The 12,208-nt window shown below is 70.9% G+C and carries 13 protein-coding genes; 5 read left to right on the forward strand and 8 right to left on the reverse strand.

The window, feature by feature from the left end; all coding sequences use genetic code 11:
* Window positions 1-426: 426 nt before the first annotated feature.
* Both ACWD04_RS02425 and ACWD04_RS02430 read right to left on the reverse strand, forming a co-directional pair.
* On the reverse strand, window positions 427-1,698 hold the full coding sequence (locus ACWD04_RS02425) for a L,D-transpeptidase (protein WP_451127213.1): 1,272 nt from the start codon (window positions 1,696-1,698) through the stop codon (window positions 427-429).
* Window positions 1,699-1,879: 181 nt separating this feature from the next.
* Window positions 1,880-2,236, reverse strand: a complete 357-nt coding sequence (locus ACWD04_RS02430) for a hypothetical protein (RefSeq protein ID WP_451127449.1) — start codon at window positions 2,234-2,236, stop codon at window positions 1,880-1,882.
* Between the two features lie 153 nt (window positions 2,237-2,389).
* Here ACWD04_RS02430 and ACWD04_RS02435 point away from each other — a divergent pair, with 153 nt between their 5' ends.
* Window positions 2,390-2,710, forward strand: a complete 321-nt coding sequence (locus tag ACWD04_RS02435; RefSeq protein ID WP_451127215.1) for a hypothetical protein — start codon at window positions 2,390-2,392, stop codon at window positions 2,708-2,710.
* 72 nt (window positions 2,711-2,782) lie between these two features.
* Here ACWD04_RS02435 and hutH read toward each other — a convergent pair whose 3' ends face one another.
* From hutH to ACWD04_RS02460, 5 genes are all read right to left on the reverse strand, one after another.
* Window positions 2,783-4,333, reverse strand: coding sequence for a histidine ammonia-lyase (hutH, locus tag ACWD04_RS02440; RefSeq protein WP_451127217.1), 1,551 nt, complete (start codon window positions 4,331-4,333; stop codon window positions 2,783-2,785).
* Between the two features lie 66 nt (window positions 4,334-4,399).
* Complete coding sequence (locus ACWD04_RS02445) at window positions 4,400-5,557, reverse strand: diguanylate cyclase domain-containing protein (RefSeq protein WP_451127219.1); 1,158 nt, start codon at window positions 5,555-5,557, stop codon at window positions 4,400-4,402.
* An 86-nt stretch (window positions 5,558-5,643) separates the two neighbouring features.
* On the reverse strand, window positions 5,644-6,456 hold the full coding sequence (locus ACWD04_RS02450; protein ID WP_451127221.1) for an enoyl-CoA hydratase/isomerase family protein: 813 nt from the start codon (window positions 6,454-6,456) through the stop codon (window positions 5,644-5,646).
* A gap of 129 nt (window positions 6,457-6,585) precedes the next feature.
* Window positions 6,586-7,776: an adenylate/guanylate cyclase domain-containing protein gene (locus tag ACWD04_RS02455; protein WP_451127223.1), complete on the reverse strand. Its 1,191-nt coding sequence runs from the start codon at window positions 7,774-7,776 to the stop codon at window positions 6,586-6,588.
* A 152-nt stretch (window positions 7,777-7,928) separates the two neighbouring features.
* On the reverse strand, window positions 7,929-8,798 hold the full coding sequence (locus tag ACWD04_RS02460) for a biotin--[acetyl-CoA-carboxylase] ligase (protein ID WP_451127225.1): 870 nt from the start codon (window positions 8,796-8,798) through the stop codon (window positions 7,929-7,931).
* Between the two features lie 174 nt (window positions 8,799-8,972).
* Between ACWD04_RS02460 and ACWD04_RS02465 the strand changes: the two genes are divergently transcribed.
* The 4 genes from ACWD04_RS02465 (at window position 8,973) to ACWD04_RS02480 (ending at window position 11,607) form a co-directional block, all read left to right on the forward strand.
* Window positions 8,973-10,553 (forward strand): acyl-CoA carboxylase subunit beta, encoded by a 1,581-nt coding sequence (locus tag ACWD04_RS02465; RefSeq protein ID WP_451127227.1) that lies wholly within the window; start codon window positions 8,973-8,975, stop codon window positions 10,551-10,553.
* Window positions 10,554-10,568: 15 nt separating this feature from the next.
* Window positions 10,569-10,775, forward strand: coding sequence for an acyl-CoA carboxylase epsilon subunit (locus tag ACWD04_RS02470; RefSeq protein WP_451127229.1), 207 nt, complete (start codon window positions 10,569-10,571; stop codon window positions 10,773-10,775).
* 70 nt (window positions 10,776-10,845) lie between these two features.
* On the forward strand, window positions 10,846-10,974 hold the full coding sequence (gene mmpB / locus ACWD04_RS02475) for a morphogenic membrane protein MmpB (protein WP_451127231.1): 129 nt from the start codon (window positions 10,846-10,848) through the stop codon (window positions 10,972-10,974).
* 21 nt (window positions 10,975-10,995) lie between these two features.
* Entirely contained in the window at window positions 10,996-11,607 is a 612-nt protein-coding gene (locus ACWD04_RS02480) for a nucleoside triphosphate pyrophosphatase (RefSeq protein WP_451127233.1), read from the forward strand.
* Between the two features lie 9 nt (window positions 11,608-11,616).
* On the opposite strand, the gene ACWD04_RS02485 is transcribed toward ACWD04_RS02480, so the two are convergent.
* Window positions 11,617-12,054 (reverse strand): hypothetical protein, encoded by a 438-nt coding sequence (locus ACWD04_RS02485; RefSeq protein WP_451127451.1) that lies wholly within the window; start codon window positions 12,052-12,054, stop codon window positions 11,617-11,619.
* Window positions 12,055-12,208 lie beyond the last annotated feature (154 nt).

Here is a 12,208-nt window from a genome sequence, read left to right on the forward strand (position 1 = left end):
ACATCCGCAGAGGGGCCAGGGTTGTTCGCCCGGTACGGGCACTTCTGTCCCCGTACACCCGCTCCCGCCGAGGCGAAGGGCCCGCTGGGCGCCCGCGTCACGGGGCCGTGCGGGTGGCGAACCTCACAGGCGGAAGGCTACGGCTGTGAGGTTCGCGCCGCCTCGGATCAGGCCGCCGCGTTCTCCGTCACGGTGACCTTTCCCTTACGGATGGCCGCCACCCGGGGTGTCTTGCGGGCGCGGGCGGGCCTTGGTGATCCGGGACTCGGGAAGCTCGGCGAGATCGGCCCCCTCGATGGTCGATCGACACCGGCGAGCGCGTCGAGCCGGATGAGAACACTGCGGGCACCCGAACGCCGAAGGCGGCGGCGCCCGGAAGAATCCGGGAGCCGCCGCCTTCGGAGGGGAAAGGAGGGCGATCGGGGATCAGGCGGCGGAACCCGCCGTCCACTCCGACCAGTTCATGTTCCATCCGTTGAGGCCGTTGTCCGCCGCGATGGTCTTGTCCGGGGAGTTCTTGACGACGACCACGTCGCCGATCATGGAGTTGTTGTAGAACCAGGCACCGGCCGTACCCGGGTCGTCGGCGCCCTTCGTGTCGGACAGGCCGACGCAGCCGTGGCTGGTGTTGGTGCTGCCGAAGATCGACTTGGCACCCCAGTAGTTACCGTGGATGAAGGTGCCCGACGTGGACAGCCGCATGGCGTGCGGCACGTCCTTGATGTCGTACTCACCCTTGCCGTCGTCGTCCGTGAAGCCGACCGTCGAACCGTCCATGCGGGTCTCCTTGAACTTCTCGGAGATCACCATCTGGCCGTTGTACGTCGGGTTGTCCGACGAACCGGCGGAGATCGGGATGGTCTTGATCGTCTTGCCGTCCCGGGTGACGGTCATGGTGTGCGCCTTGGCGTCCACGGTGGAGACCTGGTTGCGGCCGACCTTGAAGGTGACCGTCTTCTGCTGCACGCCCACGACGCCGTCGGCGCCCTCGACGCCGTCCAGGGCCAGCTTCAGCGTGACGGTGGAACCGCCCTGCCAGTAGTCCTCGGGGCGCAGGTCCAGGCGCTTGTTGTTGAACCAGTGGCCGACGACTTCCTGGCCGCTGCTCGATGTCACCGTGACGCCGTCCTGCACGGCCTTCCGGTTCGTGATCTCCTTGTTGAAGTTGATCGACACCGGCATGCCCACGCCGACGGTGGAACCGTCCTCCGGGGTGAAGTTGCCGATGAAGCTGTTCTCCGGCGAGACCGTCGTGAACGAGCTGTTGGCGTGCGCCTCACGGCCGTCGGAGTCGACCGCCGTGGCGCTGATCTTGTACGTCGTCGAGCGCTCCAGCTGACCGGAGGGCTTCCAGTTCGAACCGTCGGCGGCGAGGGCGCCCTCGACTGCGTCTCCGGCCGACGTGGTCATCGTGACCTCGGTCAGCTTGCCCTTGGCGACGGTGACCATCGCGGCGTTGTTGATGCTCGCGTTGGCCGCGCCGTTCTTCGGCGCGATCGTTATCTGCGCCTCGGAGGCATCCTTCGCTGCCGCTTCGTCCACCTGCGCCTGTGACGTCTTCGAGCTGTCGGCGCTCGCGCCCGTGTCCGCACCGCTGTCGTCGCTGCAGGCCGAAAGCACCAGCACCCCGCCGAGCAGTGCGGACGCGGCCATGAGGCCCCTGCGCCGCTTGCTGTACGTCATCACACGCTTCTCCATCGTTGCCGACTCCCCAAGGTCCCCGGACAGGGTCACCCGACGGCGATTCCCCGTCAATGTTCCAAGAACACCGCGACCGGGCCCTCCGTTCCACATCCACCGAAGATGTGGGGAACACCACTCATCGACGCACCGAGGACCGCGGCGGTTCCCGCCACCCGTGAGGGGTGCCCGGTGGGCGTCAGCGTTCCGTGTTCCCGCCGCCCTCTTCGTCGTCCGTCTCATTGTCCTCGATCCCGTAGTACGCCTCGTCCCCGTCCTCTCCGGCGGCCCAGTCCTCGGCGTCCGGGTCGTAGTCGATCGACTCGCTGCTCCACGAGGCCTGGGCGAGTTCGACCCCGGGCACCTGGCTGACCAGATCGAACGGGTCGATCAGCGAGGCGAGGGCCTCCGCCGCGTCTTCCCTGACCGTCTCCTCGGCATGCGTACGTTCCTCGGCGGACTCGTCGGCGGAGACTCCGCCGACGGTGAAATCGGCGGCGATGCTCTCCAGCGCCGTTCCGGTCAGGGCGTCCGCGTTGCTGATCTCCAGCACCATCTCCACGCGAAGCCGAACAAATGAGGGTGTCTCCGAAGTTCTCATACGCCGGAGCGTAAGGCCCTGGGGAGCTTTGGGTTTCCTCCGACCCGCTGCTTTGCTTAGCATCGGCCTACGGGGCTAACTGATGGCTGTCGCAAGGGGATCGATTCTGTGTCCATCGCTCGTCGCACGCTGCTGACCACCACAGCGGCAGGCACCCTGCTCTGCGCTCTCTGGTTCGTCCCCTCCGCGAAAGCGACCGACGGAACAGGCCCGCAGAGTGGTTCCACCGGCTCGTCCGCCGGTTCCTCCACCGAGGCCCGACAGGCCTCCGTCACGGAGGACTTCACCTCCGACGACACGCTCGCCGACACCGGGGCGGGCATCGACACGACTCCCTACCTGATCGGCGGCACGGCCTCGCTGTGCGTCGGCGCGGGGTTCGTCGTGTACTCGGTACGCCGGGGCGGGACGCTGAGCACCCGCCTCTGAGGGCTCGGCACCAGGTACGCCGGGCTGCCGTACCCGTAACCGGGTGCGGCAGCCCTTCGCGTGCGCATGGGCTCAGGCAAGCGGGCCGGTCACCGTCTCCACGGCCGCGACCAGCTTTCCCTCCCGTACGAAGGCGTCGGCGGCGGCCAGGTCCGGGGCCAGGAAGCGGTCCGGGCCGGGCCCCTCGACACCGGCGGCCCGCAGGGCCCCGATGACGGCCTGCGAGGCGGGCGCGGGGGTCAACCCTTCGGCGGCGCGCAGCTCGACGGCACGCGTGGCGGCGTACAGCTCGACTGCCACGATCCGCGCGAGGCCGGTGACGGCGGTGCGCAGCTTCCGCGCGGCCGACCAGCCCATGGAGACGTGGTCCTCCTGCATCGCGGAGGACGGGATCGAGTCCACGGACGCCGGGACCGCGAGCCGCTTCAGCTCGCTGACCAGCGCGGCCTGCGTGTACTGGGCGATCATCAGGCCCGAGTCGACCCCGGCGTCGTCGGCGAGGAACGGCGGCAGCCCGTGCGAGCGGCTCTTGTCCAGCAGCCGGTCCGTGCGGCGCTCGGTGATCGACCCGAGGTCGGCGGCGACGATCGCCAGGAAGTCGAGGACGTACGCGACGGGCGCGCCGTGGAAGTTGCCGTTGGATTCGACCCTGCCGTCCGGGAGCACGACCGGGTTGTCCACGGCCGAGGCGAGCTCGCGGTCCGCGACGAGCCGCCCGTGTGCGAGGGTGTCGCGCCCGGCGCCGTTGACCTGGGGTGCGCAGCGTACGGAGTAGGCGTCCTGGACCCGGGGGGCGTCGTCCTGATGGTGGCCGGTGAGGCCGGACCCGGCGAGCACGCGCAGCATGTTGTCCGCGGAGACGCCCTGGCCGGGGTGCGGGCGGATGGCGTGCAGCTCCGGGGCGAGGACCTTGTCCGTACCGAGCAGTGCCTCGAGGGAGAGCGCGGCGGTGATGTCCGCGCTGGTGTAGAGGTTCTTCAGGTCGGCGAGGGCCATGACGAGCATGCCCAGCATGCCGTCGGTGCCGTTGAGGAGGGCGAGGCCCTCCTTCTCGCGCAGTTCGACGGGGGTGATGCCGTGCGCCGCGAGGAGTTCACCGGCCGGCCGCACGGTGCCGTCGGGGCCCTCCGCCTCGCCCTCGCCCATCAGGGTCAGGGCGCAGTGCGAGAGAGGGGCGAGGTCGCCGGAGCAGCCGAGCGAACCGTACTCGTGGACGAGGGGGGTGATGCCCGCGTTGAGCACGTCGGCCATGGTCTGCGCGACTTCCGGGCGTACGCCGGTATGGCCGGATGCCAGCGTCTTCAGCCGGAGGAACATCAGCGCACGGACGACCTCGCGCTCGACGTGGGGCCCCATGCCCGCCGCGTGCGAGCGGACGATGTTGCGCTGCAGCCGCGCCCGTAGATCCGGGCTGATGTGCCGGCTGGCGAGGGCGCCGAAGCCGGTGGAGACGCCATAGACCGGCTCGGGCTTGGCGGCGAGGGCGTCGACGATCCCCCGTGCGGCGGCGAGCGCCTCGACGGCGGCTGCGGAGAGCTCGACCCGGGCCCCCTGGCGGGCCACGGCGACGACGTCCTCAGCGGTGGTCCCGGACGTCCCCACCACGACTGTATGCATATCCATATTCAGAAGCGTACGGACTGAAACCCTTCATGTCACGAGTGGTCGAGCGGTTGACCCCTTACGACCTCACCCGGGCGGATTGCCGCGCAGTCTGCGGCGGTCGTGGGGGGACCTGGGCGGGGAGTCGGCGAGCTGGATCACGTCACCGTCCCGCCCCGCGACCACCGGCCTCCTGGAGTGGGCGGCCTTCGCCTGGTACTGGGCGGCGTCCGCCAGCCTGAAGAGGCGGCGCGCGGACGGCACCGGGCCGATGTCGTCGCCCGTGGACGCGACCCCGCAGGCGACCCCGTCGCCGAGCTCCAGGGCGACGGCCCGCGCACAGAGCTCCTCGGACACCCGGACCACGTCGTCCGCCGGGGGGCCCACGGCGAGCAGACAGAACTCGTCCCCGCCCAGGCGCGCGGACAGCGCGCCCGGGAGCATCGCGCCGCAGAGCGAGAGCACGGAGCCGAAACGTTCCAGCAGCCGGTCGCCGACCGCGTGGCCATGCGTGTCGTTGACCGTCTTGAGCCCGTTCAGATCGCACACGACCAAGCTGACCACGGCACCCTCGGTGCGGTGCCGGTCCACCGCCTCGTCGAGGCGGAGGTCGACTGCCCTGCGGTTCGCCAGGCCGGTCAGCGGATCGGTGAAGGCCAGCTTGCGGACCTCCTCCAGCCGCTCGGTCTGCGCGATACCCGCCGCGACGACGGCGGCAAGGACGGTCGCGAAGTCCGCGTCGTCCCGGTCGAACACCGGAGCACCCGGCGGACGGGCCACATACAGCTCCCCCCACGCCCGCCCGTGCAGCACGATCGGAGCCACCACGCAGCTGCCCCGCCCGCGCATGCGCAGCGCCGCGACGCGCCGGGGGCAGTACGGACGGGCGCCCCGGGCCGGAGCACCGGCGGCCGGGGCGCCGTCGGCGGTCTCCACCCAGGCATCGGGCTCACCGCCGCCCGCCCAGCGCTCGTGCAGGAATTCGGTGATCTCCGGGAACTGGTGCACGGGGTAGGCCTCGGCCTCGGGGAACTCCTCCTCCCCCTCGGCCCGCTCCCCCGCGTTGACCAGCACGCGAAGCCTGCCCCGCTCCCGCTCCCACACGGAGAGGGCGGCGAAGCTGCCCCCCAGCGCCTCGCACGCCCCCGCTGCCGCGGCATGCCAGGATTCTCGCGGGGTACAGGCCGCCGCCATCGTCTGTGCCAGCGCAACCACGGCGCGCAGCCGCGCATCATCACCGCCCATCGCCCTAGCTTATGTATGACCGTAGTGATGTGATCAGTCGGCAGAGCTGATGATCTTGCACTGTTGATCTTCCCGTCGGCCCGGGATCACTCGCCTGGCCAGCTGGGCTTCCGCTTCTCGTTGAACGCGGCGACGCCCTCGGCCCGGTCCCCGGAGAAGGCCACGGAACGCCAGGCGGCGTCCTCCACCTCGAGCCCGGCCCTCAGGTCCAGCCCCTGCCCCAGCCGCAGCGCCCGCTTCGCGGCCCGGAGTCCCACCGGTGAGTTCGCCGCGATCCGGGCACCGAGGGCCAGCGCCTCCTCCCGGTCCCGGCCCGCCTCGACCAGCTCGTCGACCAGGCCCAGCTCGCGCGCCTCTGCCGCCTCCACACGCCGTGCGCTGAAGACCAGCTCGGCGGCGCGTGCAGCGCCGACCCGCCGGGGCAGCAACTGCGTACCGCCGCCGCCCGGGATGACGCCGACGGACACCTCGGGCAGACCGACCACGGCGGTACGGTCGGCCACGATCACGTCGCAGGCCAGCGCGAGCTCGAAGCCGCCGCCGAGGGCGTAGCCGTGCACGGCGGCGACGACCGGCATCGGCAGCTCCAGCACGCCGGTGTACGCGGCCCGTGCCGTGGGCCGCTGCCGCACGAGCTCGGCGTCGGTGAAGGAGTTCCGCTCCTTGAGGTCCGCGCCCACACAGAAGGCCCGCTCATGGCTGGAGGTGAGCACGGTCGCCCGCACGCCCTGATCGGCGCCGAGCGCGGCGCAGGCGTCGGCGACGGCGCGCGCCATCGCGGTGCTCACGGCGTTCATGGCCTCGGGCCGGTCGAGCACGAGCTCGGCGACGTGGTCCCGGCCCTCGTCCCGCCGTACGACGACGAATTCCCCGAACCTCTGCTCCGACGTGACACCCATGACTGCACCCCTCCGGTTAACGAGCGTTACCGGAATCCTAGGCGCGGGGCCGCGGCCCCGGACCCCGCTCCTCGATCGGCGGAGGGATTCGGTCCACGGGGGCCCCGCACCGCCGTCCCCGGGGCCGCGTCAGGTCGACGCCTTGCCGCGCCGGGCCAGCAGCCACGGTTCCACCACGCCCAGCCCCCGCACCGGCCGCTGCCACATCGGCTGCAGCCCGAAGCGGTACGTCGGCGGCGGTGGCTCGTCGTCCGGACGGTGGCCCTCCATCTTCGCCAGCCTGGCCCGCTCGGCCGCGGCCGCGGCCTCCTCCGCCTCGGACGCGGGTGCGTCGCCGTTCCTGATCAGCTCCGTGGCGAACGCGCCGTCGACCAGCACCGCGTCCTTGGGCGCTATCGATGTGAGCCGGCTGGCCAGATTCACCGTCGTACCGAACACGTCGCCCATACGCGTGGTGACCGTGCCGAACGCTATGCCGACCCGCAGCGCGGGCATCGTCGTGTCCTGGGCCATCGCCTCGACCAGCCGGAGCGCTATCTCACCCGCCGTGCCCGCGTCGTCCGCGGCGAAGAGGACTTCGTCACCCAGGGTCTTGATGAGCCGTCCGCCGTGCGCGGCGACCAGGTCGGCCGAGGTCGTCTCGAAGGCCTCGACCAGCTCACCGAGCTCCTCCTCCTCCAGCCGCCTGGTCAGCCGGGTGAAGCCGACGAGGTCCGCGAAGCCCACGGCGAGCCGGCGGTCGACCATCTCCTCGTCGTCCGCCGCCTGCACGACCCGGCCCGTGGCGGCCGCGAGCTGGCGCCGCCACACGTACACCAGGAATTCCTGCAGCTCGGGCAGGAGCAGCTCGACCAGCGGGTAGGTGACCTCGGTCCGGGTCATGCCGGGCTCGGGAGGCTCCGTCAGCCCCTCCAGGAAGGAGTCGATCTGCCACTCCGCGAGCCGGGCGGTGGTCTGCCCGGTCGACCGGGCCACCTGGATCGCCATCGGCTCGCTGAGCAGCCCGGCCTCGACCAGACCGGCGAGCCGGCGCAGCGCCAGCACATCGGCCTCGGTGAGCGCCTTGGCCTGCCCGATGTCGGCGAAGCCCATCGCCCGCCAGAAGCGGGACGCCAGGTCCATGGAGACGCCGGCGGTCCTGGCCGCCTGGAACGGCGTGTAACGGCGGTCGGCACCCAGGATCAGGGCCTCCAGCCGGATGGCGAGCGGATCGTCCGTCGGTTCGGCCGTGTGGTCGACCTCGTGATGCGGTGTCGAGTAAACGGACGGTCCCGACGAGGGCTCCGCGCCGTCGTCGGAGTTCGTGTCGTCGACGGTCACCGGCCGCCTCCTGCCCGTTCCCTGCGCACTGCCCTGCCGATCTGTCGCTGGATCGCCTCAACGATACGGCAGGTGTGCCCTGGCTCACGTCCTGGTGGCGCGGTTCAGGGCCCTGTCTCCCGTGACATCACCCGTATGTGCGGGCCGCCGGATCAGACGAGACCGCCTTCCTCCCCGCGCAGGTGGACGATGTCCCCGGCCGATACGGGCTCCTGGAGGCCGTCGCCCGTGGCCAGTACGAGCCGTCCGTCGCCGTCGATCGCGACGGCCTCACCGACGACGGACCGGTCGCCCGGCAGCTCGGCCCGCACCGTCCGGTCGAGCGTGGCGCAGCCCGCCGCGTAGGCCGCCTGGAGCCCGCTGTCGGCGGCGTCACCGTTCGCGTCGCGCCATTGCCCGTACCACTGCTCCACTGATCGCAGGACGGCCCGGAGCAGGGTCTCGCGGTCGGTGGAGACCGCTCCGGCGAGCGCCAGTGAACCCGCGTGCGGGGCGGGCAGCTCGGCCGCGCGCAACGACACGTTGAGGCCGATGCCGATGACGACGCCGTCCCCTGCCCGCTCGGCCAGTATGCCGCCGGTCTTGCGTTCTGTGCCGCCGATCGTCACCAGGAGGTCGTTGGGCCATTTCAGTGCCATGTCGACGCCCGCCGACTGCGCGAGGCCCGTCGCGGCCGCGACACCGGTGAGCAGCGGAAGCCACCCCCACCGTTCGACGGGTACGTCGCCGGGGGTCAGGTACACCGAGAGGAAGAGGCCCGAGCGAGGCGGCGCCGTCCAGCTCCGGTCGAGGCGTCCGCGGCCCGCGGTCTGCTCCTCGGCGACCAGCACCGCCCCCTCGGCCAGACCGCCGCCGGCGGCCCGGGCCACGAGGTCGGAATTGGTGGAGCCGGTCGCCTCGACGATGTCGAGCGAGGTCCACAGGCCGTCGGGCTTCAGCAGCCCGCGGCGGAGCGCCGCGACGTTCAGGGGCGGCCTGTCGAGGTCCGACCAGCGGTTGTGCGGCGCATCAGGAGGTGTCATGCAACCCACATTAGGTGTGGCAAACGACGCACTGCCGAACCGTATCCGCGCCGATACGCTACGGATCAGTAGCTGACACCAGCCGACGAGCATGCAGCCGTCGAGCACTCATGGGACAGCACTACTGCTGGATGAACCAGCCGTCCCCGTGATCAGGCAGGGAGCCGCCACCCGATGTCCGAGCCGCAGAGCGATATCCACACCACCGCCGGCAAGATCGCGGACCTGCAGCGCCGTATCGAAGAGGCCACACACGCAGGTACCGCCCGCGCCGTCGAGAAACAGCACGCGAAGGGCAAGCTGACCGCCCGGGAACGGGTCGGTCTCCTGCTCGACGAAGGTTCTTTCGTGGAGCTCGACGAGTTCGCACGACACCGGTCCACCAATTTCGGAATCGAGAAGAACCGCCCCTACGGAGACGGTGTCGTCACCGGGTACGGCACGGTCGACGGCCGTCCCGTCTGCGTGTATTCGCAGGACTTCACGATTTTCGGCGGCTCGCTCGGCGAGGTCTACGGCGAGAAGATCGTCAAGGTCATGGACTTCGCGATGAAGACCGGCTGCCCGGTGATCGGCATCAACGACGGCGGCGGCGCACGCATCCAGGAGGGTGTGGCCGCTCTCGGGCTGTTCGCCGAGATCTTCCGCCGCAATGTGCACGCCTCGGGTGTCGTCCCGCAGATCTCCGTGATCGTCGGGCCGTGCGCGGGCGGCGCGGTCTACTCTCCCGCGATCACCGACTTCACGGTCATGGTCGACCAGACCTCGCACATGTTCATCACCGGCCCGGACGTCATCAAGACGGTCACCGGCGAGGACGTCGGTTTCGAGGAACTGGGCGGCGCCCGCACGCACAACACCACGTCCGGCGTGGCCCACCACATGGCGGGGGACGAGAAGGACGCCATCGAATACGTCAAGTCCCTGCTGTCCTACCTCCCGTCGAACAACCTTTCCGAGGCCCCCGCCTTCCCGGAGGAGGCGGACCTGGCGACCACGGACGAGGACCGCGAGCTCGACACCCTCATCCCGGACTCGGCGAACCAGCCGTACGACATGCACAGCGCCATCGAGCACGTGCTCGACGACGGCGAGTTCCTGGAGACGCAGGCCCTGTTCGCGCCGAACATCATCACCGGCTTCGGACGCGTCGAGGGCTTCCCGGTCGGCATCGTCGCCAACCAGCCGATGCAGTTCGCCGGCTGTCTGGACATCGACGCCAGCGAGAAGGCCGCGCGCTTCGTCCGCACCTGCGACGCGTTCAACGTGCCGGTCCTCACCTTCGTCGACGTCCCCGGCTTCCTGCCGGGTGTCGACCAGGAGTACGGCGGCATCATCCGCCGCGGCGCCAAGCTGATCTACGCCTACGCCGAGGCGACCGTCCCGCTGATCACGGTCATCACGCGCAAGGCGTTCGGCGGCGCGTACGACGTCATGGGGTCCAAGCACCTGGGCGCCGACCTGAATCTGGCCTGGCCGACCGCCCAGATCGCGGTGATGGGCGCGCAGGGCGCGGTGAACATCCTGCACCGCCGGACCATCGCCGCTGCCGACGACCCGGACGCCACCCGCGCCGAACTGATGGCCGACTACGAGGACGCCCTCCTCAACCCGTACGTCGCGGCCGAGCGCGGCTACGTCGACGCGGTGATCATGCCGTCCGACACCCGGGCTCACCTCGTGAAGGGCCTGCGCCAGCTCCGTACGAAGCGCGCATCACTGCCGCCGAAGAAGCACGGCAACATCCCCCTCTAGCCACCGGGAGCCACCATGATCAAGGTCGTACGGGGCAATCCGACCCCGGAGGAGCTCGCCGCCGCCCTCGCGGTGGTCCGGGCGCGCGCGGCGGCGGTGGCCGCGGTGCCGTCCGGTGCTCCGCTGCCGCCCGAGGAGTGGTCGGACCCGGGCAGGATCGCCCGCCGGGGCGCGCTGCGGCCGGGGCCCCGCTCGTGGGCGCGGACGTACTGGCCCTCCTGAAGACCCGTCGAGCGGCGCCTGAGTACGCGTACTCAGGCGCCGCAGGCGTGTCCGGAGCACCATCGGAAGCATGCTGTGGTCCGACCCCGAGAACAAGCCGTCCAAGGAACTGCGCGACGCCCAGGACATGATGCGTCGCGCGGGGCTGCTGCTCGCGCTGGCCATGGTCGTGGCGATGTTCGTCCTGGGCACCCGCTGAGACCGGTCGGCCCCGCCTACGATGGCCGGTATGACTGATCAGCGCCGCCTCGTGCTCGCCTCCGCCTCCCCTGCCCGTCTCGGTCTCCTGCGTCAGGCAGGGTTCGCCCCCGAGGTGATCGTCAGCGGTGTGGACGAGGACGCGCTCACCGCTCCGAGCCCGGGTGAGCTGGCGCTCGTCCTCGCCGAGGCGAAAGCCGCCGCGGTGGCGGCCCGTCCCGAGGCCGCGGGCGCGCTCGTCATCGGCTGCGACTCGGTGCTGGAGCTGGACGGAGAGGCGCTCGGCAAGCCCGCCGACAGCGAGGAGGCCACCGCACGCTGGAAGTCCATGCGCGGCCGGTCGGGCATCCTGCAGACGGGGCACAGCGTCATCGACACGGCCACCGGCCGCACGGCGTCGGCGACCGCGTCCACCGTGGTCAGGTTCGGCGAGCCGACGGACGCCGAGGTGGCGGCCTACGTCGCTTCGGGGGAGCCGCTGCACGTCGCCGGGGCGTTCACCCTGGACGGCCGCTCGGCGCCGTTCGTCGAGTCGATCGAGGGCAGCCACGGCAACGTCATCGGGCTCTCGCTGCCGCTGCTGCGTCGGCTGCTCGGCGAACTGGGCATCTCAGTCACCGACTTGTGGGTCTGAGCGACGCCGTCACACCGGCGCCGGAGCCTGTCCGGCGACGGCCTTCCCCGCTTCGGGTCCGGGCCGGACGTACGCCACCAGCGTCAGCACGATCAGGGCCAGGACGACCATCAGGAACACGAAGGCCGCCCAGCCGAGCAGCCCCACCGCCAGTGCTCCCAGCACCCCGTGGACGACCGCGCACCCGATGAGGGCGATCCTGGCGAAGCGGCCCGGGGCCCGGTCGTGTATTCCGGCCAGCAGGGGAACCAGCCCGCAGAGCGCCAGCAGGACCCCGGAGGCGCCGCCCATCACCCACGTACCGGTGACCATGGCGTCGGGATCCATCCCGGCCAGGGACATGCTCTGGTTCCCGGCGACCGTCGCGAGGACGCCGTTGACGATGACGATGCCCACGGCTTCCACGAAGAGAACGATCGCGGTCACGAAGGCCACTGGTCTGCGCACCACGGCGCCACCCCCTGTTACCTGCAGTACGTTCGGTAGCGCGGACCCTACTAACCGGTAATGGTTCGGACAAGGGGTCGCGTACGGACGGGGCCGTCCTCGGGGCCGCGGCAAAGTTTTCCTCGGCCGTTCGTTGGGACTCCACAAAGAAACG

It is taken from the genome of Streptomyces sp. NPDC002911 (assembly GCF_053591835.1).

Bases quoted from the DNA above. Each gene is read 5' to 3' on its own strand.
- ACWD04_RS02425 (WP_451127213.1), bottom strand. From the start codon at position 1,698: ATGGAGAAGCGTGTGATGACGTACAGCAAGCGGCGCAGGGGCCTCATG.
- ACWD04_RS02430 (WP_451127449.1), bottom strand. From the start codon at position 2,236: ATGGTGCTGGAGATCAGCAACGCGGACGCCCTGACCGGAACGGCGCTG.
- hutH (WP_451127217.1), bottom strand. From the start codon at position 4,333: ATGGATATGCATACAGTCGTGGTGGGGACGTCCGGGACCACCGCTGAG.
- ACWD04_RS02445 (WP_451127219.1), bottom strand. From the start codon at position 5,557: ATGGGCGGTGATGATGCGCGGCTGCGCGCCGTGGTTGCGCTGGCACAG.
- ACWD04_RS02450 (WP_451127221.1), bottom strand. From the start codon at position 6,456: ATGGGTGTCACGTCGGAGCAGAGGTTCGGGGAATTCGTCGTCGTACGG.
- ACWD04_RS02460 (WP_451127225.1), bottom strand. From the start codon at position 8,798: ATGACACCTCCTGATGCGCCGCACAACCGCTGGTCGGACCTCGACAGG.
- ACWD04_RS02465 (WP_451127227.1), top strand. From the start codon at position 8,973: ATGTCCGAGCCGCAGAGCGATATCCACACCACCGCCGGCAAGATCGCG.
- ACWD04_RS02470 (WP_451127229.1), top strand. From the start codon at position 10,569: ATGATCAAGGTCGTACGGGGCAATCCGACCCCGGAGGAGCTCGCCGCC.
- mmpB (WP_451127231.1), top strand. From the start codon at position 10,846: ATGCTGTGGTCCGACCCCGAGAACAAGCCGTCCAAGGAACTGCGCGAC.
- ACWD04_RS02480 (WP_451127233.1), top strand. From the start codon at position 10,996: ATGGCCGGTATGACTGATCAGCGCCGCCTCGTGCTCGCCTCCGCCTCC.